This is a genomic window from Bradyrhizobium sp. BTAi1 (genome assembly GCF_000015165.1).
Lineage (GTDB): Bacteria > Pseudomonadota > Alphaproteobacteria > Rhizobiales > Xanthobacteraceae > Bradyrhizobium > Bradyrhizobium denitrificans.
On record NC_009485.1, the window covers coordinates 5265184 to 5289529 of the forward strand.

General features: G+C 65.1%; 35 protein-coding genes. 2 read left to right on the plus strand and 33 right to left on the minus strand.

The features are described 5' to 3' along the window. Positions 1–50 precede the first annotated feature (50 nt). From BBTA_RS23545 to BBTA_RS23555, 3 genes are read right to left on the minus strand one after another with little or no spacing between them, the layout of a single operon-like run. On the minus strand, positions 51–1385 hold the full coding sequence (locus BBTA_RS23545; RefSeq protein WP_012045021.1) for a replication-associated recombination protein A: 1335 nt from the start codon (positions 1383–1385) through the stop codon (positions 51–53). After that, positions 1382–2776, minus strand: a complete 1395-nt coding sequence (locus BBTA_RS23550) for a DegQ family serine endoprotease (RefSeq protein WP_012045022.1) — start codon at positions 2774–2776, stop codon at positions 1382–1384. The genes BBTA_RS23545 and BBTA_RS23550 overlap by 4 nt, the downstream gene beginning before the upstream one ends. A 59-nt stretch (positions 2777–2835) precedes the next feature. After that, the gene (locus BBTA_RS23555; RefSeq protein ID WP_012045023.1) at positions 2836–3213 is read right to left on the minus strand and encodes a helix-turn-helix domain-containing protein; all 378 of its coding nucleotides are present in this window, start codon (positions 3211–3213) and stop codon (positions 2836–2838) included. 118 nt (positions 3214–3331) lie between these two features. On the opposite strand from BBTA_RS23555, the gene BBTA_RS23560 reads away from it, so the two are divergent. Then, positions 3332–4348 carry a zinc-binding alcohol dehydrogenase family protein gene (locus BBTA_RS23560; protein WP_012045024.1) on the plus strand — a complete coding sequence of 339 codons (1017 nt, stop codon included), beginning with the start codon at positions 3332–3334 and terminating at the stop codon, positions 4346–4348. Between the two features lie 131 nt (positions 4349–4479). Here the strand turns inward: BBTA_RS23560 and BBTA_RS23565 are convergent, their stop codons facing one another. From BBTA_RS23565 to BBTA_RS23575, 3 genes are read right to left on the minus strand one after another with little or no spacing between them, the layout of a single operon-like run. Continuing rightward, positions 4480–5817: a chloride channel protein gene (locus tag BBTA_RS23565; RefSeq protein ID WP_012045025.1), complete on the minus strand. Its 1338-nt coding sequence runs from the start codon at positions 5815–5817 to the stop codon at positions 4480–4482. A 19-nt stretch (positions 5818–5836) separates the two neighbouring features. Beyond that, positions 5837–6133 carry a DUF1330 domain-containing protein gene (locus tag BBTA_RS23570; RefSeq protein WP_041750845.1) on the minus strand — a complete coding sequence of 99 codons (297 nt, stop codon included), beginning with the start codon at positions 6131–6133 and terminating at the stop codon, positions 5837–5839. A gap of 9 nt (positions 6134–6142) precedes the next feature. Beyond that, on the minus strand, positions 6143–6937 hold the full coding sequence (locus BBTA_RS23575; protein ID WP_012045027.1) for an SDR family NAD(P)-dependent oxidoreductase: 795 nt from the start codon (positions 6935–6937) through the stop codon (positions 6143–6145). Between the two features lie 345 nt (positions 6938–7282). Here BBTA_RS23575 and BBTA_RS23580 point away from each other — a divergent pair, with 345 nt between their 5' ends. Next, complete coding sequence (locus BBTA_RS23580; RefSeq protein WP_041750846.1) at positions 7283–9259, plus strand: methyl-accepting chemotaxis protein; 1977 nt, start codon at positions 7283–7285, stop codon at positions 9257–9259. A 168-nt stretch (positions 9260–9427) separates the two neighbouring features. Here BBTA_RS23580 and rplQ read toward each other — a convergent pair whose 3' ends face one another. From rplQ to rpsJ, 27 genes are all read right to left on the minus strand, one after another. Then, entirely contained in the window at positions 9428–9841 is a 414-nt protein-coding gene (rplQ, locus tag BBTA_RS23585; RefSeq protein WP_006611863.1) for a 50S ribosomal protein L17, read from the minus strand. A gap of 153 nt (positions 9842–9994) precedes the next feature. Beyond that, positions 9995–11026, minus strand: a complete 1032-nt coding sequence (locus tag BBTA_RS23590) for a DNA-directed RNA polymerase subunit alpha (protein ID WP_011926060.1) — start codon at positions 11024–11026, stop codon at positions 9995–9997. A gap of 113 nt (positions 11027–11139) precedes the next feature. Then, entirely contained in the window at positions 11140–11529 is a 390-nt protein-coding gene (rpsK, locus tag BBTA_RS23595) for a 30S ribosomal protein S11 (protein WP_012045029.1), read from the minus strand. Between the two features lie 129 nt (positions 11530–11658). Then, complete coding sequence (rpsM, locus tag BBTA_RS23600) at positions 11659–12027, minus strand: 30S ribosomal protein S13 (RefSeq protein ID WP_012045030.1); 369 nt, start codon at positions 12025–12027, stop codon at positions 11659–11661. A gap of 195 nt (positions 12028–12222) precedes the next feature. Then, a complete protein-coding gene (locus BBTA_RS23605) occupies positions 12223–13131 on the minus strand; it encodes an adenylate kinase (RefSeq protein ID WP_041750847.1) in 909 nt (302 codons plus the stop codon). 84 nt (positions 13132–13215) lie between these two features. Beyond that, a complete protein-coding gene (gene secY / locus BBTA_RS23610) occupies positions 13216–14550 on the minus strand; it encodes a preprotein translocase subunit SecY (RefSeq protein WP_012045032.1) in 1335 nt (444 codons plus the stop codon). Between the two features lie 157 nt (positions 14551–14707). Next, positions 14708–15193 (minus strand): 50S ribosomal protein L15, encoded by a 486-nt coding sequence (gene rplO / locus BBTA_RS23615; RefSeq protein ID WP_012045033.1) that lies wholly within the window; start codon positions 15191–15193, stop codon positions 14708–14710. Between the two features lie 11 nt (positions 15194–15204). Further along, on the minus strand, positions 15205–15396 hold the full coding sequence (rpmD, locus tag BBTA_RS23620) for a 50S ribosomal protein L30 (protein ID WP_012045034.1): 192 nt from the start codon (positions 15394–15396) through the stop codon (positions 15205–15207). Positions 15397–15440: 44 nt separating this feature from the next. Further along, positions 15441–16013: a 30S ribosomal protein S5 gene (rpsE, locus tag BBTA_RS23625; protein WP_006611855.1), complete on the minus strand. Its 573-nt coding sequence runs from the start codon at positions 16011–16013 to the stop codon at positions 15441–15443. Between the two features lie 48 nt (positions 16014–16061). Continuing rightward, on the minus strand, positions 16062–16424 hold the full coding sequence (rplR, locus tag BBTA_RS23630) for a 50S ribosomal protein L18 (RefSeq protein ID WP_012045035.1): 363 nt from the start codon (positions 16422–16424) through the stop codon (positions 16062–16064). A gap of 11 nt (positions 16425–16435) precedes the next feature. Then, positions 16436–16969, minus strand: coding sequence for a 50S ribosomal protein L6 (rplF, locus tag BBTA_RS23635; protein ID WP_012045036.1), 534 nt, complete (start codon positions 16967–16969; stop codon positions 16436–16438). Positions 16970–16982: 13 nt separating this feature from the next. Beyond that, positions 16983–17381, minus strand: coding sequence for a 30S ribosomal protein S8 (gene rpsH / locus BBTA_RS23640; RefSeq protein WP_012045037.1), 399 nt, complete (start codon positions 17379–17381; stop codon positions 16983–16985). Between the two features lie 12 nt (positions 17382–17393). Then, positions 17394–17699 (minus strand): 30S ribosomal protein S14, encoded by a 306-nt coding sequence (gene rpsN / locus BBTA_RS23645; protein ID WP_012045038.1) that lies wholly within the window; start codon positions 17697–17699, stop codon positions 17394–17396. A 43-nt stretch (positions 17700–17742) separates the two neighbouring features. Further along, positions 17743–18300: a 50S ribosomal protein L5 gene (gene rplE, locus BBTA_RS23650; RefSeq protein ID WP_012045039.1), complete on the minus strand. Its 558-nt coding sequence runs from the start codon at positions 18298–18300 to the stop codon at positions 17743–17745. Continuing rightward, positions 18293–18607 carry a 50S ribosomal protein L24 gene (rplX, locus tag BBTA_RS23655; protein ID WP_012045040.1) on the minus strand — a complete coding sequence of 105 codons (315 nt, stop codon included), beginning with the start codon at positions 18605–18607 and terminating at the stop codon, positions 18293–18295. The genes rplE and rplX overlap by 8 nt, the downstream gene beginning before the upstream one ends. Continuing rightward, positions 18607–18975, minus strand: a complete 369-nt coding sequence (rplN, locus tag BBTA_RS23660; protein ID WP_006611848.1) for a 50S ribosomal protein L14 — start codon at positions 18973–18975, stop codon at positions 18607–18609. The genes rplX and rplN overlap by 1 nt, the downstream gene beginning before the upstream one ends. A 98-nt stretch (positions 18976–19073) precedes the next feature. Further along, a complete protein-coding gene (gene rpsQ, locus BBTA_RS23665) occupies positions 19074–19322 on the minus strand; it encodes a 30S ribosomal protein S17 (RefSeq protein WP_006611847.1) in 249 nt (82 codons plus the stop codon). Between the two features lie 10 nt (positions 19323–19332). Beyond that, positions 19333–19539, minus strand: coding sequence for a 50S ribosomal protein L29 (rpmC, locus tag BBTA_RS23670; RefSeq protein ID WP_006611846.1), 207 nt, complete (start codon positions 19537–19539; stop codon positions 19333–19335). A 5-nt stretch (positions 19540–19544) separates the two neighbouring features. Then, positions 19545–19958 carry a 50S ribosomal protein L16 gene (gene rplP, locus BBTA_RS23675; RefSeq protein ID WP_008963467.1) on the minus strand — a complete coding sequence of 138 codons (414 nt, stop codon included), beginning with the start codon at positions 19956–19958 and terminating at the stop codon, positions 19545–19547. Positions 19959–19998: 40 nt separating this feature from the next. After that, entirely contained in the window at positions 19999–20709 is a 711-nt protein-coding gene (gene rpsC, locus BBTA_RS23680; RefSeq protein WP_012045041.1) for a 30S ribosomal protein S3, read from the minus strand. Between the two features lie 19 nt (positions 20710–20728). Further along, positions 20729–21109 carry a 50S ribosomal protein L22 gene (gene rplV, locus BBTA_RS23685; RefSeq protein WP_006611843.1) on the minus strand — a complete coding sequence of 127 codons (381 nt, stop codon included), beginning with the start codon at positions 21107–21109 and terminating at the stop codon, positions 20729–20731. Between the two features lie 10 nt (positions 21110–21119). After that, positions 21120–21398 carry a 30S ribosomal protein S19 gene (rpsS, locus tag BBTA_RS23690; RefSeq protein ID WP_008963465.1) on the minus strand — a complete coding sequence of 93 codons (279 nt, stop codon included), beginning with the start codon at positions 21396–21398 and terminating at the stop codon, positions 21120–21122. A gap of 12 nt (positions 21399–21410) precedes the next feature. Continuing rightward, positions 21411–22244, minus strand: a complete 834-nt coding sequence (gene rplB / locus BBTA_RS23695; protein WP_012045042.1) for a 50S ribosomal protein L2 — start codon at positions 22242–22244, stop codon at positions 21411–21413. A gap of 12 nt (positions 22245–22256) precedes the next feature. Continuing rightward, positions 22257–22556, minus strand: coding sequence for a 50S ribosomal protein L23 (locus BBTA_RS23700; protein ID WP_012045043.1), 300 nt, complete (start codon positions 22554–22556; stop codon positions 22257–22259). Beyond that, entirely contained in the window at positions 22553–23173 is a 621-nt protein-coding gene (rplD, locus tag BBTA_RS23705) for a 50S ribosomal protein L4 (RefSeq protein WP_012045044.1), read from the minus strand. Before rplD ends, BBTA_RS23700 begins: the two co-directional genes overlap by 4 nt. Beyond that, a complete protein-coding gene (rplC, locus tag BBTA_RS23710; protein WP_012045045.1) occupies positions 23174–23893 on the minus strand; it encodes a 50S ribosomal protein L3 in 720 nt (239 codons plus the stop codon). A 57-nt stretch (positions 23894–23950) separates the two neighbouring features. Continuing rightward, positions 23951–24259 (minus strand): 30S ribosomal protein S10, encoded by a 309-nt coding sequence (gene rpsJ, locus BBTA_RS23715; protein WP_002712302.1) that lies wholly within the window; start codon positions 24257–24259, stop codon positions 23951–23953. Positions 24260–24346: the final 87 nt, after the last annotated feature.

A 24346-nucleotide genomic window follows, 5' to 3' on the forward strand; every position in this document is an offset into this window, starting at 1 on the left:
CGTCCTCGCCAATTCGTGCAGGAGCGGCTTGCGACGTCACCTCTGCTGCGCTACCCGCCCCGCTCCTTCCTGAGCTTGGCCCAATAATCCAGCCGCTTGCGGATCTCGCGCTCGAAGCCGCGTTCGGGCGGATCGTAGAAGTGCTGGCGTCCCAAGGCTTCGGGGAAGTAGTCCTGGCCGGAGAAGGCGTCCGGCGCATCGTGGTCGTACTGATAGCCGGTGCCGTAGCCCTCGCCCTGCATCAGCTTGGTCGGGGCATTGAGGATGTGCTTCGGCGGCAGCAGCGAACCGCCCTCTTTCGCCACGCGCTTGGCGGCGCCGAAGGCCTTGTAGGCGGCATTGGATTTCGGTGCGGTCGCGACATAGATCACGGCCTGCGCGATCGCGAGCTCGCCTTCAGGCGAGCCGAGGAAATCATAGGCGTCCTTGGCGGCGTTGGCGATCACCAGCGCCTGAGGGTCAGCAAGGCCGATGTCCTCGACCGCCATGCGCACGATGCGACGGGCCAGAAACAGCGGATCCTCGCCGGCGTCGAGCATGCGCGCGAAGTAGTACAGCGCCGCGTCGGGATCGGAGCCGCGTACCGATTTGTGCATCGCCGAGATGAGATTGTAGTGGCCGTCGGCCGATTTGTCGTAGATCGGCGCGCGGCGCTGCAGGATCTCCTGCAATTGCACGGCGTTGAAGATCTCGTCCTTGCGCGCCGAGCGCCAGACTTCTTCCGCCAGCGTCAGCGCGGCGCGGCCGTCGCCATCGGCCATGCGGATCAGCACCGCGCGCGCCTCGTCATCGAGCGGCAGCTTGCGGCCTTCGACGGCTTCGGCGTTGCTGTAGAGCCGCTCGATCGCAGCCGCATCCAGCGAGTGGAACACCAGCACGCGCGAGCGCGACAGCAAAGCGGCGTTGAGCTCGAACGAGGGATTTTCCGTCGTCGCGCCGACCAGCACGACCGTGCCGTCCTCCATCACCGGGAGGAAGGAATCCTGTTGCGCGCGGTTGAAGCGATGCACCTCGTCGACGAACAGCAGCGTGCCCTGCCCGGTCTCGCGCCGGGCGCGCGCGGCGTCGAACACCTTCTTCAAATCGGCGACGCCGGAAAACACCGCCGAGATCTGCTCGAAATGCAGCTCGGTGGCGTCAGCCAGCAGTCGCGCCACGGTGGTCTTGCCGGTGCCCGGCGGGCCCCAGAAGATCAGCGAGCCCAGCGTGCGCGTCTCCAGCATGCGCGTCAGCGCGCCGTCGGGGCCGAGGATGTGATCCTGGCCGACAACGTCGGACAGCTTATGCGGGCGCAACCGCTCCGGCAGTGGCCGCGGCGCATCGTGCTCCATCCCCGCCGCGGCGAAGAGGCTCGGGCCTCCCGGCTGGGGACGCTTCGGACTCATCCGCCGAGCGTGACGTTGATCTGCTGGCCACCGCGCAGCACGGTGATACGCCAGATGCGCGCAGACTCGCGCGAGGCCTTGTCGAGATCGGCGGTCTTGGCAATCTTCTGGTTGTTGACGGCCATGATCACGTCGCCCTTCTGGAAGCCGACATTGGCCGCCGTGGTGCCGTCGCCCGGCTCGAGCACGACGACGCCTTCGGTGTCGGCGTCGAGATGCAGCTCATCGGCCACCGCGGGCGAGATGTTGGCCACCTTGGCGCCCTGGAACGGCGAGCGGCCGTTGATGACCATCTCGTTGCGCCCGGTGTCAGGCGCCGTCTCCAGCGCCACCGCGACCTTCACCGGCTTGCCACTCCGCTGCACCTCGATCTGCGCGTTGCCGCCGAGCGGACGGGTCGCGAAGCGATAGTCGAAGGCGTTCGGATCATCGACGGTCTGGCCGTCGATCGACACGATCAGGTCCGACGATTTGATGCCCGCTTTCGCCGCCGGGCTGTTCGGAACGACGGAGGCGACCAGCGCGCCGGTGGGTGAGCGCAGACCCAGGCTCTCGGCGATCTCCGGCGTCACCGCCTGCAGCCGCGCGCCGAGCCACGGACGCTTCACCGCCTTGCCGCCACTCTTGGCCGAGGCCACGACGACGCGCACCATGTTGGCGGGAATCGCGAAGCCGATTCCCTGCGAACCGCCGGACTTGGAATAGATCGCCGTGTTGATACCGACCAGACGGCCGGTCATGTCGACCAGCGCGCCACCGGAATTGCCGGGATTGATCGCGGCATCGGTCTGGATGAAGAATTGATAGTCGGTGATGCCGACCTGGGTGCGCGCCAGCGCCGAGACGATGCCATGCGTGACGGTCTGGCCGACGCCGAACGGATTGCCGATTGCGAGCACGACGTCGCCGACCAGGAGGTCATCGGAATTGGCGAGGTCGAGCGTCGGAAAGGTCTCGCGCGTGCCTTTGAGCCTGAGCACGGCAAGATCGGTACGGCTGTCCTTCAGCACGATCTCGGCCTCGAACTCGCGCTTGTCCGACAGCGACACCTTCACCTCGTCGGCGCCCTCGATGACGTGCACGTTGGTGACCACCAGGCCCGACGCATCGACCATCACGCCCGAGCCGAGCGAGCGCTGCATCTGCTCCTGCGGCCCGCCCTGCAGGCCGAAGAAGCGGCGGAAGATCGGATCGTCGAGGAACGGATTGCGGTTCTGCACCACCTTGGCGGCGTAGACGTTGACGACCGCCGGCTGCACGCGCTGCACGATCGGCGCATAGGACAGCCGCAGCTCGGCCGGGGATTGCGGTACGCGCCGCTCCTGCGCCGCGAGCGGAGTGGCGGCCAGCAGCGACAGCAGCAGAACCACGGTGGAGCGAATCAACGTCATGCGAACAATCCTGGAAAATGACGCCATGCATATAGGCGGAACGGCAGGTCGGGCCAAGCTCAGGCGGCCTGATGCGGCGTTTTGATGGTGTCTGCAACGGGGCCGCAGGACAGCCGTTCGTGGTGGCGCTCGCCCCAGCTGCGCAGGACCTCGATCACCGGCCGCAGGCTCTCGCCGATCTCCGACAGGCTGTAATCCACCCGCGGCGGCACCTCGGCATAGACCTTGCGCACCACCAGCCCATCCTCCTCCAGCGCGCGCAGCTGCTTGGTCAGCATGCGCTGGGTGATGCCGGGCATCAGCCGGCGCAGCTCGCCGAAGCGCTGGCTGCCGCCCTGCAGGTGGTAGAGGATCACGCCCTTCCACTTGCCGTCGATCAGGTCGAGCGTGGCTTCGACCGCGCAGCCCGGGCGGCGGGCGAAATTCTTCCGTTTCATCGGCTTTCGGTCCAATAGTATCCAAACGGGGACTAGTTCCCTGTTTTTACAGTACTTGCGAACATGACGCCAGCAGGACAAGTAGGCCCTATTCGGAAATTCCAGCCAGGAGGTTGTCATGAAGGCCGTCGGTTACCAGCAGTCGCTGCCCATCACGGAGGAGCGCGCGCTGTTCGATTTCGAAACCGCCAAACCCGAGCCCACCGGGCGCGACATCCGGGTCGCGGTGAAGGCGGTGTCGGTCAATCCGGTCGACACCAAGGTGCGCAAGCGCGCCGCGCCGCCGGCGGGCGAAACCAAGATCCTCGGCTATGACGCCGCCGGCGTGGTCGAGGCGGTCGGCCCCGAGGTGACGCTGTTCAAGGCCGGCGACGAGGTGTTCTATGCCGGCTCGATCCTGCGCCAGGGCACCAATGCCGAATTCCACCTCGTCGATGAGCGCATCGTCGGCCGCAAGCCGAAGACCCTGTCCTTCGCCGAAGCCGCCGCTTTGCCGCTGACCTCGATCACCGCCTGGGAGCTGCTGTTCGACCGGCTCGGCGCCGTGCCCGGCAAGAGCCTCGACGATCGCACCCTGCTGATCACAGGCGCGGCTGGCGGCGTCGGCTCGATCCTGATCCAGCTGGCGCGCCGCCTCACCGGGCTCACGGTGCTCGCCACCGCGACGCGGCCGGAATCGCGCGACTGGTGCCTGTCGCTCGGCGCCCATGCCGTCGTCGATCACGGCAAGCCGATCAAGGAGCAGATCGAGGCGCTGAAGCTGCCGCCGGTCGGCCTCGTCGCCAGCCTGACCCACAGCGACCAGCACTACAAGGCCATCGTCGAGGTCATGGCGCCGCAAAGCAAGTTCGGCCTGATCGACGATCCCGCCGAGTTCTCGATCGCCGCCTTCAAGGGCAAGGCGATATCGATCCATTGGGAATCGATGTTCACGCGCTCGATGTTCACGACGCCTGATATCATCGCCCAGCACAATCTGCTCAACGATGTCGCCGACCTGATCGACAAGGGCGTCGTCCGCACCACGCTCGGCGATCACTACGGCTCCATCAACGCGGCCAACCTCAAGCGCGCGCATGCCTTGATCGAGAGCAACACATCCCGCGGCAAGATCGTGCTCGAGGGGTGGGGCTGATAGCCGTCTCTCACAGGTGGACAAACGCGCAGCCGCAGTCTCTCCACGTCCGGGATCGCGGTGCGCCGTGCCCACCCCGTGCCGTGCGCGTACCGGCGCATAGTGGGCACGCTGCCGCGAGCTGATGAAGGTCAGCCGGCAGCGGCCACCGGCGGCGGCTCGCGCGTGCTCGCCTTGTTGGCTTCGGCTCTGGCCACGAAGCCCTTGGCGAGCGCGTGGTAGAGACCCTCCTCGCAGACCAGCTTCGAGGTCCCATAGGCGATCAGCGAGGCCATCATCAGCGGCACCACCATCGCGTGATTGTCGGTCATCTCCGTCACGATGACGAAGGCGGTGATCGGCGCCTGCACCACGCCCGCGAAATACGCGACCATGCCGAGCAGCATGATCGGCGCCAATGGCGTCTCATGAAACAGGCTTGCGATATTGGCGCCGATGCCGGCCCCGACAGCGAGCGACGGCGCGAAAATGCCGCCGGGCATGCCGCTGATCGCGGCGAAGGTGGTGGCGAGGAACTTGAGCACGCTGAAATTCTGCGGCAGTGGCGTGCCGGTCTCCAGCGCCGCCTTCACCTGCGCATAGCCGGTCCCGTAGATCGTGTCGCCCGAGGCGAGGCCGCACAGCGCAACCGCAAATCCGCAGGCCAGCGCGAACAGCAGCGGCTGCCGCCTGATGGCGCCACCGACCGCGCCTGGCAGCCCGCGGGCCATCGCGATCAGGATCCGGCTGAACAGGCCGCCAGCGGCGCCGCCGATGATGCCGCAAAGCGGCACTGCGAGCCAATCGATGCCCTTGCCGAGCGCAATCGGAGTCGTGCCGAAATAGGCGTAGTTGCCCATCAGCGCGAGCGAGGTCAGGCCGGCGGCGATCACGGTGGCGATGACGAGGCTGGAGGTGCGCGTCTCGTAGGTGCGACTCATCTCCTCGATGCCGAACACGATGCCGGCGAGCGGCGTGTTGAAGGCGGCGGCGACGCCAGCTGCGGCGCCGGCCAGGATCAATCCGGGCTGGCGCCGTGGCGACAGCCGGCCCAGCGCAAACATGATCGAGGCGCCGATCTGCACCGTCGGCCCTTCGCGGCCGACCGAGCCGCCGCACAACAGGCCGAGCAAGGTCAGCACGATCTTGCCGATGGCGATGCGGATCGACACCAGCGGACTCCGCGACCGCGGATCCGTCAGGTGACGCGCGGCGATCGCCTGCGGGATGCCGCTCCCTTGCGCGTTGGGAAAGTAGCGCTGGGTCAGATAGACCGACAGCGCGAAGCCGGCGGGCGTCACGATCAGCGACGCGTAGCGCGACCTCGACAACAGCCAATTAAAGGCAAGCTGGGCCTGATCGGCGAGCACCGCCAGCGCCACCGCCGCCGCGCCCACGACCAGCCCGCCTGCAACGAACAGGACCCGCCGCTGCCACCTCGCCGAGGTCAGCTTCAGCCAACGCTTGCGGCGGGGTGTGATTGTCAGCATCGGGGCGCCAGTCCGGTCTTTACGCAGGTGCAGCACCCTCGACGAAAATCAACCGGCGGTCCAGCGCGTTCCAGCGCTCGTTCAAGGCTACGGCATATTCGGCCGATGCATACCATTCGCGCAGCCGGGCCATCGACGGGAACTCGACGATGATCAGCGTCTTGGCCGGCGGGCCGCCCTCGACCGTTTCGGCCGGCCCGCCGCGCACCAGGTAGCGCCCGCCATAGAGCGCGATCGAGCGCGCCGCACAGTTGCGGTAGCGCTCCATGGAATCGAGGTCGCGCACCTCGACCTCGGAGATGACGTAAGCGGCCATGGCCCGGCCTCAGGCGATGGTGTCGATGATCCCGCCCTCGACGCGCAGCGCGGCTCCGTTGGTGGCGGAGGCCTGCGGAGAGGCGACGTAGACGACCATGTTGGCGACCTCGTCGACTGCAGCAAAGCGCTGCAGCAGCGAGCCCGGCCGGTGCTGCTTGACGAAGGACGACGCGGCCTCCTGCTCCGACTGGCGGTTCTGGCGCGCCAGATCCTTGACGAAGGTCTCGACGCCTTCCGACAGCGTCGGCCCCGGCAACACCGCATTGACGGTGACTCCGGTGCCGCGCGTCAGCTTCGCGAGGCCGCGCGAAATCGCAAGCTGAGCCGTCTTGGTCATGCCGTAGTGGATCATCTCGGTCGGGATGTTGAGCGCCGATTCCGAAGAGATGAAGATGATGCGTCCCCAATTGCGCTTCAGCATGCCCTGCAGATAGGCGCGCGACATGCGCACGCCGGACATGACATTGATCTCGAAGAAACGGTCCCAATCCTCGTCGCCGATCTCGAAAAAGTCCTTCGGCTCGAAGATGCCGGCATTGTTGACGAGAATGTCGACCTCGGGAAGCGCTCTGACCACGGCGTTACCGCCGTCGATCTGAGCGACATCGCCGGCGATACCGTGCAGCCTGGCCGCGGGAACTGCCTGCTGCAGACGGATGAGAGCGGCGTCGACGCGGTCCTGAGCGCGACCGTTGAGCACGACCTCGGCACCCGAGGCGGCCAATCCCTTGGCGATGGCAAAGCCGATGCCGGCGGTCGATCCGGTGACGAGAGCAGTCTTGCCGGAAAGGTCGATGTGCATGCGAAAGCTCCTTCGTGAGATCCTGGACAGCTCGGCAACGCACGCGGCTGCGGCAAGCCGCCATCACTCAGGCGTGACCGTGATGACCCGCTGGGTCGCCCGCGGGCCAGTCATCGCCGCGTTGCACAACCCCTGAGATGTAGAGCGCAAATAATCACCTATCCGACTGATTAATTTGAAAAATTTGCGTATTCCGGCGGTCGATCTGTCACGAAAGGTTCAAGACGAAAGAGGTAATTACGTAGTCGCGCTGGTGGAGAGGCGCCCATGCACGCAGCCTTGCGTGCGATGCCCCCGCTCGCCTCGACCGACCTGACAGGAACGCAGTAATCGATGTTTGCGCCCATGACCGCCCTCCGCGCCTTGCTTTCGCGGCGGCTGCGTCCACGCCTTGCCACTCAGATCGCAACTTTCGGCACGGCCGGCGTGGTCGTGGTCGGCACACTCTGCCTTGGCGGGCTCGATCATGCCGCGCGGGTCCAGCACATCTCCGACGAGGGCATGCGGTTCCGCATGGACATTGCCGTGCTCTCGCAAGGCTTCCTCGAGACGCAATGGCTCGCGACCCGCTTCCTGCGCAGCCACGACGAACGCCTCATCACCCAGCACGCCGATCGCGTCGCGCAGGAGCTGCAGGTGCTCGACGCCGTCGAAGCCTATGCCGCGACCGCGGCGGATAACGATCCGATCAGGCAGGTCGGGTCGCTGCGCACCGGCATCAATCTCTATGCCACACGATTCCAGAATATCGTCGGCGCGCAGCGCGTGCTCGGCCTGCGCGAGGGCGACGGGCTGCAGGGCAGATTGCGGGATGCCGCCCGCGGCTTCGAGAGTGCGGTCACGGCGGCCGGCGAGCCCGGGCTCACGCTGCTGATGCAGGCCATGCGCCGGCTGGAGCACGAGTTCATGCTGCGCGGCGAGGAGAGGATCGGCGATCGGTTCGACGAGACCGAGAGCAGATTCGAGACGGTGTTGGCTGGCGCGGCGCTCGCAGCTCCGACCCGATCGGAACTCCTGTCGCTGGCACGCGCCTACAAGCAGGCGTTTGCAGGGGGCGCGGTGTCGCGTCAGGCGCTGGACGAGCAGGTCGAGGACCTCGAACAGATCTTCGATCGCATCCACCCTGCTCTGGTCCAGGCGGCTACCGCCGCCCAGTTGCGCGGCGAGGCCGCCGAACGCAGGGCGGCCGAGGTGCAGCGGATGCTGAGCTGGATCACCGGAGCGACCGCGATCGCGCTGGCACTCGCCGCGGTGCTGTTCGGACGCCGCGTGGCGCGGCTGATCCGGGGCATGAGCGCCGCCATGCACGAGCTGTCGGCCGGCAGGTTCGACGTCGTGCTCCCCGGCCTGGGGCGCAATGATGAGATCGGCGAGATGGCGCAGGCCGTCGAAGCCTTCAAGCTCACCGCCAGGCGGCGTGCCGAGACCGAGCTCGAAAGCCGCCGCGAGGAGGATCGCCGCGCCGCCGAGCGCCATCGTGAAGAGCTGGCGCGGCTCGCCGAGTCGTTCGAGGCCACGGCCGGCCACGTCATCATGTCGGTGTCGTCGGCCTCGCAGGAGCTCACCCAGTCGGCGCATGGCCTGACCGAGACCGCCCACCATACCCAAGCGCTGTCGGCGGCAGTGGCCGCAGCCTCCCAGGAAGCCTCGCTGAATGTGCAGCGGGTCGCGGCCGCGACCGACGAGATGATGGCATCGGCTGCGGAGATCGGACGGCAGGTCGACATCTCAGCAGGGATCGCCCGCGACGCCGTCGATCAGGCCAGGCAGACCGACGAACGGATGGCGCTGCTGGCAGCCGCGGCCGACCGCATCGGCAGCGTCATCCAACTGATCGCCACGATCGCGCAGCAGACCAATTTGCTGGCGCTGAATGCGACGATCGAGGCGGCACGGGCCGGCGAATCCGGCGCCGGCTTCGCCGTCGTCGCCCAGGAGGTCAAGACGCTCGCCAAGCAGACCGCCGACGCCACCGAGGACATCCGAGAGCAGATCGCCGGCATCCAGACCGCGACGCGGGAATCGGTCGGTGCGATTGGCGCGATCGTCGCCATCATCGGCCGCATCTCGGATATCGCCTCGGGCGTCGCAACCGCCATCGAAGGCCAGGGCCACGCCACGCGTGACATCGCCCGCAACATCCAAAGCGCGTCCGAGCGCACCGCCCAGGTCGCGCACAGCATCGGCGAGGTGACGAACGGCGCCTCCATCACCGGCGTGGCCTCGTCCCAGGTCCTCAATGCGGCCCGGCTGCTGACCGATGGCAATGATCGCCTGCGCCAGGAGCTCGACGATTTCGTCCGCACCATCCGCGCGGGGTGAGTGCGCACGCCTGGATCATGGCGCGTTTGCACGAGCCCGCATCATGATCTCTCCTGTTGGTCTGAGCACGATACTGTCCGGGCGACGGGACCATGAAACGAAAACGGCGTCCAAAACGAAAAACGGCGCCCGAAGGCGCCGCTCTGTAACCCTATCTCGGATGCCTGCTTACGCGGCTTCCGAGGTTTCCTGCACCGGGCCGGAATCCTGGCCCTTGGCATCGACGTCGCGATCGACGAACTCGATCACGGCCATCGCCGCGTTGTCGCCGTAGCGGAAGCCGGCCTTGATGATGCGGGTGTAGCCGCCATTGCGGTCCTTGTAGCGAGGCGCCAGCACGTCGAACAGCTTCTTGACCTGGTCGACGTCGCGCATTTCGGCGATCGCCTGGCGGCGCAGCGCCAGACCGCCCTTCTTGCCGAGCGTGACCAGTTTCTCGACGATCGGCCGGAGTTCCTTGGCCTTCGGCAGCGTGGTGACGATCTGCTCGTGCTTGATCAGCGCGGCGCACATGTTGGCGAACATCGCCTTGCGATGCTCGGCGGTGCGGTTGAGCTTCCGATGAACCTTGCCGTGACGCATTGTCTTAGTCCTTCATTTCAATCTGCCGCGACGGTTCGTCGGACATGTTGCTCAGGTGGGCTGCCTGCGTTCGCCCGGTGGAATAGCGAGTGGCGAATAGCGAATGGCGAGGAGTGTTTCGTCCCTATTCGCCACTCCCTGCCCGCCATTCGCTCAGTAGTGATCCTCGAAGCGCTTGGCCAGTTCGTCGATATTCTCCGGCGGCCAGCCAGGCACTTCCATGCCGAGATGCAGACCCATCTGAGCCAGCACTTCCTTGATCTCGTTCAGCGACTTGCGGCCGAAGTTCGGGGTGCGCAGCATCTCCGCTTCCGACTTCTGCACGAGGTCGCCGATATAGACGATGTTGTCGTTCTTCAGGCAGTTCGCCGAACGCACCGACAGCTCGAGTTCGTCCACCTTCTTGAGGAACGCCGGATTGAAGGCGAGATCCGGAATGATCTCCTGGGCAACTTCCTTGCGCGGCTCTTCGAAGTTGACGAAGACGTTGAGCTGATCCTGCAGGATGCGAGCGGCGTAGGCCACCGCGTCCTCCGGCGAGATCGCGCCGTTGGTCTCGATCGTCATGGTCAGCTTGTCGTAGTCGAGGATCTGGCCCTCGCGGGTGTTCTCGACCTTGTAGGAGACCTTGCGGACCGGCGAGAACAGGCTGTCGATCGGGATCAGGCCGATCGGCGCGTCCTCAGGACGGTTGCGCTCGGCCGGCACGTAGCCCTTGCCGGTCGCGACCGTGAACTCCATGCGGATCTCGGCGCCCTCGTCCAGGGTGCAGAGCTGCAGGTCGGGATTGAGCACGACGATGTCGCCGACGGTCTGGATATCGCCGGCGGTGACGGCGCCCGGACCCTGCTTCTTCACGACCATCCGCTTCGGGCCCTCGCCCTGCATCTTGATCGAGATATCCTTGATGTTCAGCACGATGTCGGTGACGTCCTCACGGACGCCCGCGATCGAGGAGAACTCGTGCAGCACGCCATCGATGTGCACCGACTGCACTGCGGCGCCCTGCAGCGACGACAGCAGGATGCGGCGGAGCGCATTGCCCAGCGTCTGGCCGAAACCGCGCTCCAGCGGCTCGGCAACCACGGTGGCGAAACGGGTCGCGTCGGAGCCCGGCGTGACCTGGAGCTTGTTCGGCCGAATCAATTCTTGCCAATTCTTCTGGATCGTCACTGTTTCACCCATGGGCCAGTCCGTCGGCTGCGACTGACTGGCGTTGGAGAACCGCGCATCGGATCGCGGCAATCGAAATGGTTCAAAAGCAAGACGAGGCGGACATGCTGCCCGCCTCCTTCAGATCAAACGCGACGACGCTTCCGCGGACGGCAACCATTGTGCGGGATCGTCGTCACGTCGCGGATCGAGGTGACGGTGAAGCCAGCGGCCTGCAGCGCGCGCAACGCCGATTCACGTCCGGAGCCCGGACCGGCGACCTCGACCTCGAGGGTGCGCATGCCGTGCTCCTGGGCCTTCTTGGACACGTCCTCCGCCGCGACCTGCGCCGCGTATGGGGTCGACTTGCGCGATCCCTTGAAGCCCATCGTGCCAGCCGACGACCAGGCGATGGTGTTGCCCTGCGCATCGGTGATGGTGATGGTGGTGTTGTTGAACGACGAGTTCACATGGGCGACGCCGGAGGCGATGTTCTTGCGCTCACGACGGCGGACACGTGTGGCTTCCTTGGCCATATAGGTACCTTTCTTGAGATCTCAACGCCGCCGTAGTGCCAGCGGCTACACCGAAGATGCGAATGGTGAATAGCGAGTAGCGAATAGGGATCGCCCCTACTCGCCACCCGCTACTCGCAATTCACCAGATTACTTCTTCTTGCCGGCGATCGCCTTGGCAGGACCCTTGCGCGTGCGCGCATTGGTATGCGTGCGCTGACCGCGAACCGGCAGGCCACGGCGATGACGCAGGCCGCGGTAGCAGCCGAGGTCCATCAGCCGCTTGATGTTGATGCCGGTCTCGCGCCGCAGGTCGCCCTCGACGACGTAGTCGCGGTCGATGATTTCGCGGATCTGCAGGACTTCCTGGTCGCTCAGCTGGTTGACACGGCGATCCTCGGCGATCTTGACCTTTTCAATGATCTCGCTCGCGATCTTCGGGCCAATGCCATGGATGTACTGGAGCGCGATCAGGACGCGCTTGTTGGTCGGGATATTGACACCGGCAATACGGGCCACGGACTTCTCTCCTGTCGCCGATCCCAGGACGGACCGGCCTTCATTCTCGCTATCTCGGGCAGGTGTCCGCAAACGCGAACAAGACGCCCACCCCTCGATTCGTGGGGCCCGGCATCTTTCGAAAACTATCCGACTTGGATGCGGGCTTATTAATGGATTCACACGGCGGTCGTCAACCGCTCCTAGAAGATTCGGTCACCTCGTTGCGCGCTTTTTTGCGGCTTTCGCCGAGGTTTTCCGGGTCCCCTTGGTGGCCTTGGCTGCGGATTTGCTCGCCTTGGCGGCGGCCTTGCGTGCCTTGGCAGGAGCTCTGGCCACCTTTTTGGGAGCCTTGGCCGGCGCTTTCTTGGCGGCCTTTTTCACGGTCTTGACAGCCTTTTTGGCGGTTTTGCCGGCCTTTTTGGCCGCGGCTGCCGATTTCGTGGCTGTCTTGGTCGATGTCTTGGCGGCCTTCGTGGGGGGCTTGGCACTGCGCTTGGCGGGGCTGGCATTCTTGGCCGCCCGACTCGTACCGCCCTTCCCGACCGCGGCCAGGATCCGGCCGATCTCCGCGGTCACCTGCTCGATCGGCATCATGCCGTCGACCGTCGCGAGCATCCGGTGGTCGGAATAATAGTGGATCAGGGGCTCGGTCTGGTCGCGATAGCTGGCCAGCCGCTTGGTCAGGACCTCCGGCGTATCGTCGGCCCGCACCGGCTCGCCCCGCGCGCGGGTCTCGGCCGCCCGGCGCTCGACCCGCTCGAGCAGCACCCCCTCATTGACCTTGAGCTCGATGACCGCGTCCAGCGTCATCTGCTTCTGCTTCAACAGCGCATCCAGCGCCTCGGCCTGCGGAACCGTGCGCGGGAAGCCGTCGAGGATGAAGCCGTTGGCGGCGTCGGGCTGCTCGATCCGGTCGGCGATAATGCCGACCACGACCTCGTCCGGCACCAGACCGCCGGCGGCCATGATGTCCTTGGCCTTAAGCCCGATCGGGGTCTGCGCCGCCACGGCTGCGCGCAGCATGTCGCCGGTCGACAGCTGCACGATGCCATATTGCTGCACCAGGCGCTGCGCCTGCGTTCCCTTGCCCGAGCCGGGCGGTCCCAGAAGAATGAGTCTCATTGAATGTCCGCCCCCCGGCACACGGTGAGCGATCCTCCCGCGCACCTTGTTCTTGGCTTTTGGCTCCCGGGCCGCGATCCGCCGCTAGCCGCGGCGGCGCCCCCGCAATTTCGACTTCCTGATCAACCCTTCATACTGATGGGCGAGCAGATAACCCTGAACCTGCGCCACGGTATCCATCGTAACGCTGACCACGATCAGAAGCGAAGTGCCACCAAAGTAGAACGGGACGGAAGCGTAGGAAATCAGAATTTCCGGGATCAGACACACGATCGCCAGATAGATGGCGCCGAGCACGGTGATCCGGGACAGCACGTAATCGATATATTCCGCGGTGCGCTCACCCGGCCGGATCCCGGGGATGAAGCCGCCATGCTTCTTCAGATTGTCCGCCGTCTCGGTCGGGTTGAACACGATGGCAGTGTAGAAGAAGGCGAAGAACAGGATCAGCGCCAGATACAGCACCAGGAACAGCGGCCGGCCGTGGCCGAGCTGGGTGGTGATCCACTGGAACCATTCCGGGCCCTTGCCGGCGTTGAAATTGGCGACCGTGGTCGGCAGCAGCAGCAGCGACGACGCGAAGATCGGCGGGATCACGCCCGAGGTGTTCAGCTTCAGCGGCAGATGCGAGGACTGCCCCTCGAACATCTTGTTGCCGACCTGGCGCTTCGGATACTGGATCAGGAGCCGGCGCTGGGCGCGCTCCATGAACACGATGAAGGCGATCACGGCAACCGCCATCACGATGACGATCAGGATCAAGCCGGTCGACAGCGCGCCCTGACGTCCGAGCTCGAGCATGTTGGCGAGCGCCGAGGGCAGCTCCGCCACGATGCCGGACAGGATGATCAGCGAGATGCCGTTGCCGATGCCGCGCGAGGTGATCTGCTCACCCAGCCACATCAGGAACATGGTGCCGCCGGTCAGCGTGATCGCGGTGGACAGGCGGAAGAACAGGCCGGGATCGGCGACCACATTGCCGGCGCCTTCGAGCCCCACCGCAATGCCGTAGGACTGGACGGCGGCCAGAATCACCGTGAGATAGCGGGTGTACTGGTTCAGCATCTTGCGGCCCGCCTCGCCCTCTTTCTTGAGGGCTTCGAGCTGCGGCGAGACCGTGGTCAGGAGCTGGATGATGATCGATGCCGAGATGTACGGCATGATGTTCAGCGCGAAGATCGCCATGCGGTGGATGCCGCCGCCGGCGAACATGTTGAACATGCCGAGAATGCCGCCGGCCTGGGTGCGGAACACCGAATCCCAGATGTTCGGATCGATGCCGGGCAGCGGGATGTAGGTACCGAGGCGGTAGACCAGCAGCGCGCCGAGGGTGAACCAGATGCGCTTCTTGAGCTCATCGGCCTTCGCAAACGCGCCGAAATTGAGGTTTGCCGCCAGTTGTTCCGCTGCTGAGGCCATATCTGACTTTCTCCCGCCGCCCTTTTTGACCACATCAGCCCCGCGAGGGCTCGCGGGGCTTGGGCAGACGTTCGGATATTATCTGGTGCGCCGACGCATTCTGTCCATCGCCCTCCCCCGCCAGGCTGATGCCTGCGGCGGGGCGATGACGCAGAAGTTACGCCGCTTCGCCTTCGTCCTTGGCTGGCGCCAGGAGCTTGACGGTGCCGCCGGCCTTCTCGACCGCCGCAATCGCCGACTTCGAAGCGCCATGCACCTCAATGTTGACCTTCGCGGTGATCTCGCCGCGGCCGAGCAGACGCACGCCGTCCTTGGCGCGACGCAGCGCGCCCGACTTCACCAGCGCCTCGGCGTTGATCACGCTGCCGGCATCCAGCTTCTTGGCATCGATCGCCTGCTGGATCCGGTCGAGATTGATCTCGACGAAATCGAGCGCGAAGATGTTGTTGAAGCCGCGCTTCGGCAGACGGCGATGCATCGGCATCTGGCCGCCCTCGAAGCCCTTGATGCGCACGCCGGAACGTGCGGTCTGGCCCTTGCCGCCACGGCCGGAGGTCTTGCCCTTGCCGGAGCCGATGCCACGGCCGACGCGCATGCGCTTCTTGCGCGCACCGGCATTGTCGGCGATATCGCTGAGCTTCATCGCCCTTCTCCTTACTTCTCGTCGACGATGCGGACGAGATGATGAACCTTGGTGATCATGCCGCGGACCGCCGGCGTATCAGGCAGTTCGGTCACGCGGCCGATCTTGTTGAGCTTCAACCCGATCAGCGTCTCGCGCTGCGAGTGATGCCGGCGGATCGGGCTGCCGATCTGCTCGATCTTGATCGTCTTGGCGTCAGCCATTGTCCTCACTCCGAGATGCGCCAGCCAGAGGCGGCGCGCGTTCGTTAGTCGGCAGCTGCTTCGGCATCGCCACCGACGCGGCGGGCCTGCAGGGTCGACACCTTGATGTTGCGGCGCGCGGCGACCGAGCGCGGGCTGTCCTGGTGCTTCAGCGCGTTGAAGGTCGCGCGCACCATGTTGTACGGGTTGGACGACCCGATCGACTTCGCCACCACGTCCTGGATGCCCAGCGTCTCGAACACGGCACGCATCGGGCCGCCGGCGATGATGCCGGTACCGGCTGGCGCTGCACGCAGATAGACGCGGCCCGCACCGTGACGACCGAAAATGTCGTGGTGCAGGGTCCGGCCCTCGCGCAGCGCGACGCGGGTCAGGTTACGCTTGGCGGAGTCGGTCGCCTTGCGGATCGCCTCCGGAACCTCGCGCGCCTTGCCGTGGCCGAAGCCGACCCGGCCCTTCTGATCGCCGATCACGACGAGCGCCGCAAAGCCGAAGCGCTTACCGCCCTTCACGACCTTCGCGACTCGGTTGATGTGGACGAGCTTGTCGACGAACTCGCTGTCGCGCTCCTCACGCTCCTTGCGATCGCGACCGCCTCGTTCCCGTTCACCTGCCATGGTGCTATCCAATCTTCTGAGGGGCTCTGACGCCCAAATCCAATGATGTTAGAAGCTCAGCCCGCTCTCGCGCGCCGCGTCGGCCAGAGCCTTGACGCGACCGTGATAGAGATAGCCGCCGCGATCGAACACGACTTCCTTGATCCCCGCCTTCACCGCGCGCTCGGCGAGCAGCTTGCCCACCGCCTTGGCCGCATCGATATCGGCGCCGGTGTTGCCGGACGAGCGCATCTCCTTCTCCATCGACGATGCAGAGGCGAGCGTCTCGCCCTTCTGATCGTCGATGACCTGAGCGTAGATGTGCTTCGACGAGCGGAACACCGACAGACGCGGACGGCCGCCGGCGGAGCGGCGCAGCGACAGCCTCACGCGCTGCTTGCGCCGGGCATTCGTAACCTTGGCTCTCGACATGTCCGGCTCCGTTACTTCTTCTTGCCTTCCTTGCGGAAGATGAATTCACCCGCGTACTTCACACCCTTGCCCTTATAGGGCTCCGGCGGCCGGTAGGCGCGGATCTCGGCGGCCACCTGGCCGACGCGCTGCGGGTCGATGCCCGTGACGGTGATCTCGGTCGGCTTCGGCACGGCGATCGTGATGCCTTCCGGGATCTGGTAGACGACGTCGTGGCTGTAGCCGAGCGCGAGCTGCAGGTTCTTGCCCTGCATCGCGGCGCGGTAGCCGACGCCGGTGATCTCGAGCTTCTTCTCGAAGCCCTTGGTGACGCCTTCAACCAGATTCGCGATCTGGGCGCGCGCGGTGCCGTACAGCGACCGGGCGCGCTTGGTCTCGCTGCGCGGGGCAACCCTGACCTGGCCGTTCTCGAACTTCACGTCCACGTCGTCATGGACGATAAACTGAAGCTGCCCCTTCGGCCCCTTCATCTTGACGGTCTGGCCGTCGACGGTTGCGGTCACACCGGACGGCACCGTCACAGGCTTCTTGCCAATACGTGACATGGCTCAATCCTTCTTAGAACACCGTGAAGAGAACTTCACCGCCGACATTCGCGTCACGCGCGCTATGGTCGGCCATGATTCCCTTCGGCGTCGACAAAACAGAAATTCCGAGCCCGTTGTTCACGCGCGGCAGGTTCTTCACCGAGGTGTAGACGCGCCGGCCGGGCTTGGAGACGCGCTCGATCTCGCGGATCACGGGCTCGCCGTCGAAATATTTCAGCTCGATCTCGATCTCGCTGCGGCCGGACGGATGCTCCAGCGTGGCATAGCCACGGATGTAGCCTTCCGACTTCAGCACCTCGAGCACGCTGGCGCGCATCTTCGAGCCGGGGGTCGTGACCTTCGACTTCGAGCGCATCTGCGCGTTGCGGATGCGGGTGATCAGATCGCTGATGGGATCGTGCGTTGACATGTTCGACCCTCCTTACCAGCTCGACTTCACGAGGCCCGGAACCAGGCCCTTGGATCCGAGCTCGCGCAGCGCGATGCGGCTCAGCTTGTTCTTGCGGTAGTTCGACCGCGGACGGCCCGTCAGCTCGCACCGGTTGCGGATGCGGGTCGCCGACGAGTTGCGCGGCATTTCGGCCAACTTCAGGGTCGCGGCAAAGCGCTCCTCCATCGGCTTGGTCTTGTCGGCGATGATCGCCTTCAACCGGGCGCGCTTCGGGGCGGCGTTCTTCGCCATCCGCTTGCGCCGGTTGTTCTTCTCGACTGAACTCTTCTTTGCCATGCTTGGCTCCTGGGTATCCGCGTTTGAGAAGCTGGTCAGCTGCTCACTGCCGGAACGGGAAATTGAATGCGGTCAGAAGGGCACGGGCCTCGTCATCGGTCGCCGCGGTGGTGCACACCGTGATGTCCATGCCCCAGCTCTCCCCGGCCTTGTCGAAGTCGATCTCGGGGAAAATGATGTGCTCCTTGATGCCGAGCGAGTAGTTGCCGCGGCCGTCGAAGCTCTTCGGGTTCAGGCCGCGGAAGTCGCGGACGCGCGGCAGCGCGACGTTGATCAGGCGGTCGATGAACTCGTACATCTTGGCCTTGCGCAGCGTGACCTTGCAGCCGATCGGCTGGTTCTCACGCAGCTTGAAGGTCGCGATGGCGACGCGCGAATAGGTCACGACCGCCTTCTGGCCGGCAATCAGCGACAGATCGGCCGCCGCCGTCTCCGCCTTCTTGCGGTCGTTGACGGCCTCGCCGATGCCCATGTTCAGCACGACCTTGTCGAGCCGCGGCACCTGCATGACGTTGGCATAGCCGAACTTCTCGGTCAGCGCGCTCTTGATCTTGCGATCATATTCCGTGCGGAGGCGCGGGGTGTAAGCGGTCTCAGCCATCGATCTCAACTCCCGAGCTCTTGGCAACGCGGACCTTCTTGCCGTCCGCCTGAACTTTGAATCCGATGCGCGTCGGCTTGCCGTCCTTGCCGACATAAGCGACGTTGGACAGGTGGATCGGCGCTTCCTTGGTGATGATGCCGCCCTCCTGGTTCTGCGTCTGCTTCTGGTGACGCTTGACCAGGTTGATGCCGCGCACCAGCGCGGTCCCGGCATCGGGACGCACTTCGAACACCTCGCCGGTGCGACCCTTGTCGCGACCGGTCAGGACGATCACCTTGTCGCCCTTGCGGATCTTGGCAGCCATCACAGCACCTCCGGGGCCAGCGAAATGATCTTCATGTGGTTCTTGGCGCGCAGCTCGCGCGGCACCGGCCCGAAGATACGGGTGCCGACCGGCTCCGACTGGTTGTTGATCAGAACGGCCGCGTTGCGGTCGAAGCGGATCACCGAGCCGTCGGCGCGGCGGATGTCCTTGCGGACGCGCACCACGACGGCCTTCATGACGTCGCCCTTCTTCACCTTGCCACGCGGAATGGCTTCCTTGATCGACACCACGATGATGTCGCCAACGGTGGCATAGCGGCGCTTCGAGCCGCCCAGCACCTTGATACACATGACACGGCGTGCGCCGGAATTATCGGCCACGTCGAGGTTGGTCTGCATCTGAATCATTGATGCACCTCGTCCTCTTCATCTGCTGCGCAGGAAAGCTGCGCCTTGTTTGGTCCCGAAAGCGAAACCGGCCCCTTGGGAGGGCCGCGTTCCGCGCCTCAGGCGGTTTTCTTGTGCTCGCCCCGGACCACGGTCCAGCGCTTCAGCTTCGAGATCGGCTTGCTCTCCTCGATCCACACCATGTCGCCCGGCTTGAACTCGTTGCTCTCGTCGTGGGCGTGGTAGTTCTTCGAGCGGCGGATGGTCTTCTTGTAGATCGGGTGGGTGAAGCGCCGGTCGACGCGCACGACCACGGTCTTGGCCTGCTTGTCGCTGACGACAACGCCCTGGAGGGTCCGTTTCGGCATGTCGAGCCTCTTACTTCGTCTTGGCGCGCTGCTGCGCGGCGATGGTCTTGATACGGGCGATGTCGCGGCGCGCCTCACGCAGGCGAGCGGTGTTCTCCAGCTGCCCGGTTGCGCGCTGGAAGCGCAGGTTGAAGCGCTCCTTCTTCAGATTGACGATCGCATCGTCCATCTGGTCCGGGCTCATCGCGCGAATGTCGGCAATCTTCATCTCGGCCATGACCATTACTCCGCAATGCGTTCGACGAACCGCGTCTTGATCGGCAGCTTGGCGGCCGCCAGCAGCAGCGCCTCGCGCGCGATCTGGTTGCTCACGCCGTCGATCTCGAACATCACCCGGCCCGGCTTGACGCGGGCCACCCACAATTCCGGCGAGCCCTTGCCGGAGCCCATGCGGACTTCGGCCGGCTTCTTCGACACCGGAAGGTCTGGGAACACGCGGATCCAGACGCGGCCGGCGCGCTTCATGTGACGGGTCAGGGCACGACGGGCAGCCTCGATCTGGCGTGCGGTGACGCGATCCGGCTCCATCGCCTTCAGCCCGAACTGGCCGAAGGCCAGCGTCGCGCCCGAGGACGCAACGCCGTGGATACGGCCCTTATGCGCCTTTCGGAACTTGGTCTTCTTTGGTTGCATCATGGCTTTGAGCCCTCAAACCTGTCTTGTCGCGGCTGATCGATCAGGCCGCGTCGCGGCGCGAGCGCGGCTGCGAGCTCTCGCCGCCGCCTTCGTTCATCCGCTTGTCCTGTGCCATCGGATCGTGCTCGAGGATCTCGCCCTTGAAGATCCAGACCTTCACGCCGCAAGTGCCGAAGGTGGTGAACGCAGTGGCCACACCGTAGTCGATGTCGGCGCGCAGCGTGTGCAGCGGCACCCGGCCTTCGCGGTACCATTCCATGCGGGCGATTTCCGCGCCGCCCAGACGACCCGAGCAGTTGATGCGGATGCCCTCGGCGCCCAGACGCATCGCCGACTGCACAGCGCGCTTCATGGCGCGGCGGAACGCGACGCGGCGCTCGAGCTGCTGGGCGATCGATTCGGCGACCAGCGTGGCATCGAGCTCCGGCTTGCGGATCTCGACGATGTTGATGACGACGTCCGACGAGGTGATGTCAGCGACCCGCTTGCGCAGCTTGTCGATGTCGGCGCCCTTCTTGCCGATCACGACGCCCGGACGCGCCGAGTGGATCGTCACGCGGCACTTCTTGTGCGGACGCTCGATCACGATGCGGGCGACGGCCGCCTGCTTGAGCTCCTTGTGCAGGATCTCGCGGATCTTGACGTCTTCATGCAGCAGCTTGCCGTATTCGGCCTTGCCGGCGAACCAGCGCGAATCCCAGGTCCGGTTGATGCCGAGACGCAGACCGATCGGATTGATCTTTTGACCCATCGTATTCTCCTAGCGCTCTTTAAGCGCTCGCCTCGACCTGACGAACAATGATCGTCAGCTGCGAAAACGGTTTGAAAACCCGGCCCGAACGGCCACGACCGCGCGGCGAGAAACGCTTCATCACGATTCCCTTGCCGACGAAAGCCTGCGAGACGACGAGATCGTCGACCTCGAGCTCGTGGTTGTTCTCGGCATTGGCGATCGCCGATTCCAGGCACTTCTTCACGTCGACCGCAATCCGCTTGCGCGAGAACTGCAGGTCGGCGAGGGCTGCCGACGCCTTGCGGCCGCGGATCATCTGCGCCACCAGGTTCAGCTTCTGCGGGCTCACCCGAAGCATCCGGGCCACAGCCTTGGCCTCGTTGTCGGGGAGGCTCCGTTCGCGCTTTGGTTTGCTCATCGCTTAATCCTCAAGCCTTCTTGGCTTTCTTATCGCCCGAATGGCCGTGGAAGGTGCGGGTCGGCGAGAACTCGCCGAACTTGTGGCCAACCATTTCCTCGTTGACCGCGACCGGCACGTGCTTCTGGCCGTTGTAGACGCCGAACGTCAGGCCGACGAACTGCGGCAGGATGGTCGAGCGGCGGCTCCAGATCTTGATGACGTCGTGACGGCCGGACGCGCGCGCCGCATCTGCCTTCTTGAGCAGCGACGCCTCGACGAACGGGCCTTTCCAGACTGAACGAACCATGTCCGTCGTTCCTTACTTCTTCCGCTTGTGGCGGCTCAAGAGAATGAATTTGTCGGTCGACTTGTTGGTGCGGGTCTTCTTGCCCTTGGTGGGCTTGCCCCACGGAGTGACCGGGTGACGACCGCCCGAGGTACGGCCTTCGCCGCCGCCGTGCGGATGGTCGATCGGGTTCATCGCGACACCGCGGTTGTGCGGGCGACGGCCCATCCAACGCTTGCGGCCGGCCTTGCCGATCGAGGTGTTCATGTGGTCGGGGTTCGACACCGCACCGATGGTGCCGCGGCAACGGCCATGCACCAGGCGCTGCTCGCCCGAGTTCAGGCGGACGATCACGTAGTCCTGGTCGCGACCGACGATCTGGGCGTAAGTGCCGGCCGAACGCGCCAGCTGACCGCCCTTCCCGATCTTGACCTCGATATTGTGCACGATCGTGCCGACCGGCATGTTGCCGAGCGGCATGACATTGCCCGGCTTCACGTCGACATAGTTGCCGGCGACGATGGTGTCGCCGACGGCCAGGCGCTGCGGCGCCAGGATGTAGGCGAGCTCGCCGTCCTGATACTTGACCAGGGCGATGAAGGCGGTGCGATTCGGATCATACTCCAGGCGCTCGACGGTCGCGGGAACGTCGACCTTGTCGCGCTTGAAGTCGACCATGCGGTACGACTGCTTGTGACCGCCGCCGAGGAAGCGAACCGTGATGCGGCCGGTGTTGTTGCGACCGCCGCTCGACAGCTTGCCTTCGGTCAGCGCCTTGACCGGCTTGCCCTTGTACAGGGCCGAACGATCGACCATGACCAGCTGGCGCTGGCCCGGCGTCGTGGGGTTGAATGTCTTCAATGCCATGGCAGCTGAGCCTTACAGTCCGGTGGTGACGTCGATCCGGTGGCCCTCTTCGAGGGTCACGATCGCCCGCTTGCTGTCCGATTGCGAACCGAAATGGCCGCGGAACACCTTGGTCTTGCCCTTGCGGACGAGCGTGTTCACGCTCTTGACCTTGACGTCGAACAGCTTCTCGATCGCCTCTTTGATCTGCGGCTTGGTCGCCTTGGCGGCCACCTTGAACAGAACCTTGTTGTGCTCGGAGGCGAACGTCGCCTTCTCGGTCACGACCGGCGCGAGGATGATGTCGTAGTGGCGCGGATCGATGGTCTTCATTTGAAGCGCGCCTCCAGCGCATCGATCGCCGCCTTGGTCAGAACGAGCTTCTGGCGGCGGAGAATGTCATAGACGTTGATGCCCTGGATCGGCAGCACGTCAAGGTTCGGGATGTTCCGGGCCGCAGCGGCGAAGCCGTTGTGCAGCTCGGCGCCGTCGATGATCAGCGCGTTGGTCAGGCCGAGACCCGAGAAGTGGCCGATCAGCGCCTTGGTCTTCGCCGCCTCGAGGGTGGCGTTCTCCAGCACGACCAGATCACCGTCCTTGGCCTTGGCCGACAGCGCATGCTTCAGCGCCAGCGCGCGCACCTTCTTCGGCAGGTCGGTCGCATGCGAGCGCACGACCGGACCGAAGGCACGACCACCGCCGCGGAACTGCGGCACGCGCGCCGAGCCGTGACGGGCGCCGCCGGTGCCCTTCTGCTTGTACATCTTCTTGCCGGTGCGCCAGATCTCGGCGCGGCCCTTGGCCTTGTGCGTGCCGGCCTGACGCTTGTTCAGCTGCCACTGAACACAGCGCTGGATGATGTCGACGCGCGGCTCAAGACCGAAGATGGCGTCGGACAGCTGGACAGAGCCAGCGTCCTTGCCCTCAAGCGTGGTGACTTTCAGTTCCATTTATGCGCCCTCCTGCACGGCCGGCGCTTCGGCAGCCTGCTCACCCGCGACCTTGAACTTGCCGGGCTTCGGCGCTTCCTTCGGCAGCGGCTTCTTCACGGCGTCGCGCACCGAGATCCAGCCACCCTTGGAGCCGGGCACCGCGCCTTCGACCAGGATCAGGCCACGCTCGACATCCGTCTGCACCACCCGCAGGTTCAGCGTGGTGACGCGATCGACGCCCATATGACCGGGCATCTTCTTGTTCTTCCAGGTCTTGCCGGGGTCCTGACGGCCACCGGTCGAACCGATCGAACGGTGCGAGATCGACACACCGTGCGTGGCGCGCAGACCGCCGAAGTTCCAGCGCTTCATACCGCCGGCGAAGCCCTTACCGACCGTGGTGCCGGTGACGTCGACGAACTGGCCGACGACGAAATGGTCAGCGAGGATCTCGGCGCCGACCGGGATCAGCGAATCCTCGCTGACGCGGAACTCGGCGACCTTGCGCTTCGGCTCGACCTTGGCGACCGCGAACTGGCCGCGCTCGGCCTTCGGCATGTAGACCGTCTTGCGGCTGCCGCTGCCGAGCTGCAGCGCGACATAGCCGTTCTTCTCGGTGGTGCGGTGACCGACCACCTGGCAATTGCCGAGCTTCAGCACGGTCACGGGGATATGTTCGCCGGTCTCCGTGAAGACCCGCGTCATCCCGACCTTTTGTGCGATCACTCCGGAGCGCATCGGCGTGCTTCCTGTTCTTCTCTATGTCCGCGATGAGGCGGACGTGAATCCAAAAACTTAGAGCTTGATCTCGACGTCGACGCCGGCCGCCAGATCGAGCTTCATGAGAGCATCGACGGTCTGCGGGGTCGGATCGACGATGTCGAGCAGGCGCTTGTGGGTGCGCATCTCGAACTGCTCGCGGCTCTTCTTGTCGACGTGCGGCGAACGGTTCACGGTGAACTTCTCGATGCGGGTCGGCAGCGGAATGGGTCCGCGAACCTGCGCGCCCGTCCGTTTCGCCGTGTTGACGATCTCGCGCGTCGACGTATCGAGGATTCGATGGTCGAACGCCTTGAGACGGATGCGGATATTCTGGCCGTTCATTGCCGTATCTTTCTTTGAGTAGTGAGTGGCGAGTAGCGAACGGCGAATGGATATCTCCATTCGCCACCCGCCATTCCCTATTCGCTT

Bases quoted from the DNA above. Each gene is read 5' to 3' on its own strand.
- BBTA_RS23545 (WP_012045021.1), bottom strand. From the start codon at position 1,385: ATGAGTCCGAAGCGTCCCCAGCCGGGAGGCCCGAGCCTCTTCGCCGCG.
- BBTA_RS23550 (WP_012045022.1), bottom strand. From the start codon at position 2,776: ATGACGTTGATTCGCTCCACCGTGGTTCTGCTGCTGTCGCTGCTGGCC.
- BBTA_RS23555 (WP_012045023.1), bottom strand. From the start codon at position 3,213: ATGAAACGGAAGAATTTCGCCCGCCGCCCGGGCTGCGCGGTCGAAGCC.
- BBTA_RS23560 (WP_012045024.1), top strand. From the start codon at position 3,332: ATGAAGGCCGTCGGTTACCAGCAGTCGCTGCCCATCACGGAGGAGCGC.
- BBTA_RS23565 (WP_012045025.1), bottom strand. From the start codon at position 5,817: ATGCTGACAATCACACCCCGCCGCAAGCGTTGGCTGAAGCTGACCTCG.
- BBTA_RS23570 (WP_041750845.1), bottom strand. From the start codon at position 6,133: ATGGCCGCTTACGTCATCTCCGAGGTCGAGGTGCGCGACCTCGATTCC.
- BBTA_RS23575 (WP_012045027.1), bottom strand. From the start codon at position 6,937: ATGCACATCGACCTTTCCGGCAAGACTGCTCTCGTCACCGGATCGACC.
- BBTA_RS23580 (WP_041750846.1), top strand. From the start codon at position 7,283: ATGACCGCCCTCCGCGCCTTGCTTTCGCGGCGGCTGCGTCCACGCCTT.
- rplQ (WP_006611863.1), bottom strand. From the start codon at position 9,841: ATGCGTCACGGCAAGGTTCATCGGAAGCTCAACCGCACCGCCGAGCAT.
- BBTA_RS23590 (WP_011926060.1), bottom strand. From the start codon at position 11,026: ATGGGTGAAACAGTGACGATCCAGAAGAATTGGCAAGAATTGATTCGG.
- rpsK (WP_012045029.1), bottom strand. From the start codon at position 11,529: ATGGCCAAGGAAGCCACACGTGTCCGCCGTCGTGAGCGCAAGAACATC.
- BBTA_RS23605 (WP_041750847.1), bottom strand. From the start codon at position 13,131: ATGAGACTCATTCTTCTGGGACCGCCCGGCTCGGGCAAGGGAACGCAG.
- secY (WP_012045032.1), bottom strand. From the start codon at position 14,550: ATGGCCTCAGCAGCGGAACAACTGGCGGCAAACCTCAATTTCGGCGCG.
- rplO (WP_012045033.1), bottom strand. From the start codon at position 15,193: ATGAAGCTCAGCGATATCGCCGACAATGCCGGTGCGCGCAAGAAGCGC.
- rpmD (WP_012045034.1), bottom strand. From the start codon at position 15,396: ATGGCTGACGCCAAGACGATCAAGATCGAGCAGATCGGCAGCCCGATC.
- rpsE (WP_006611855.1), bottom strand. From the start codon at position 16,013: ATGGCAGGTGAACGGGAACGAGGCGGTCGCGATCGCAAGGAGCGTGAG.
- rplR (WP_012045035.1), bottom strand. From the start codon at position 16,424: ATGTCGAGAGCCAAGGTTACGAATGCCCGGCGCAAGCAGCGCGTGAGG.
- rplF (WP_012045036.1), bottom strand. From the start codon at position 16,969: ATGTCACGTATTGGCAAGAAGCCTGTGACGGTGCCGTCCGGTGTGACC.
- rpsH (WP_012045037.1), bottom strand. From the start codon at position 17,381: ATGTCAACGCACGATCCCATCAGCGATCTGATCACCCGCATCCGCAAC.
- rpsN (WP_012045038.1), bottom strand. From the start codon at position 17,699: ATGGCAAAGAAGAGTTCAGTCGAGAAGAACAACCGGCGCAAGCGGATG.
- rplE (WP_012045039.1), bottom strand. From the start codon at position 18,300: ATGGCTGAGACCGCTTACACCCCGCGCCTCCGCACGGAATATGATCGC.
- rplX (WP_012045040.1), bottom strand. From the start codon at position 18,607: ATGGCTGCCAAGATCCGCAAGGGCGACAAGGTGATCGTCCTGACCGGT.
- rplN (WP_006611848.1), bottom strand. From the start codon at position 18,975: ATGATTCAGATGCAGACCAACCTCGACGTGGCCGATAATTCCGGCGCA.
- rpsQ (WP_006611847.1), bottom strand. From the start codon at position 19,322: ATGCCGAAACGGACCCTCCAGGGCGTTGTCGTCAGCGACAAGCAGGCC.
- rpmC (WP_006611846.1), bottom strand. From the start codon at position 19,539: ATGGCCGAGATGAAGATTGCCGACATTCGCGCGATGAGCCCGGACCAG.
- rplP (WP_008963467.1), bottom strand. From the start codon at position 19,958: ATGATGCAACCAAAGAAGACCAAGTTCCGAAAGGCGCATAAGGGCCGT.
- rpsC (WP_012045041.1), bottom strand. From the start codon at position 20,709: ATGGGTCAAAAGATCAATCCGATCGGTCTGCGTCTCGGCATCAACCGG.
- rplV (WP_006611843.1), bottom strand. From the start codon at position 21,109: ATGAGCAAACCAAAGCGCGAACGGAGCCTCCCCGACAACGAGGCCAAG.
- rpsS (WP_008963465.1), bottom strand. From the start codon at position 21,398: ATGGTTCGTTCAGTCTGGAAAGGCCCGTTCGTCGAGGCGTCGCTGCTC.
- rplB (WP_012045042.1), bottom strand. From the start codon at position 22,244: ATGGCATTGAAGACATTCAACCCCACGACGCCGGGCCAGCGCCAGCTG.
- BBTA_RS23700 (WP_012045043.1), bottom strand. From the start codon at position 22,556: ATGAAGACCATCGATCCGCGCCACTACGACATCATCCTCGCGCCGGTC.
- rplD (WP_012045044.1), bottom strand. From the start codon at position 23,173: ATGGAACTGAAAGTCACCACGCTTGAGGGCAAGGACGCTGGCTCTGTC.
- rplC (WP_012045045.1), bottom strand. From the start codon at position 23,893: ATGCGCTCCGGAGTGATCGCACAAAAGGTCGGGATGACGCGGGTCTTC.
- rpsJ (WP_002712302.1), bottom strand. From the start codon at position 24,259: ATGAACGGCCAGAATATCCGCATCCGTCTCAAGGCGTTCGACCATCGA.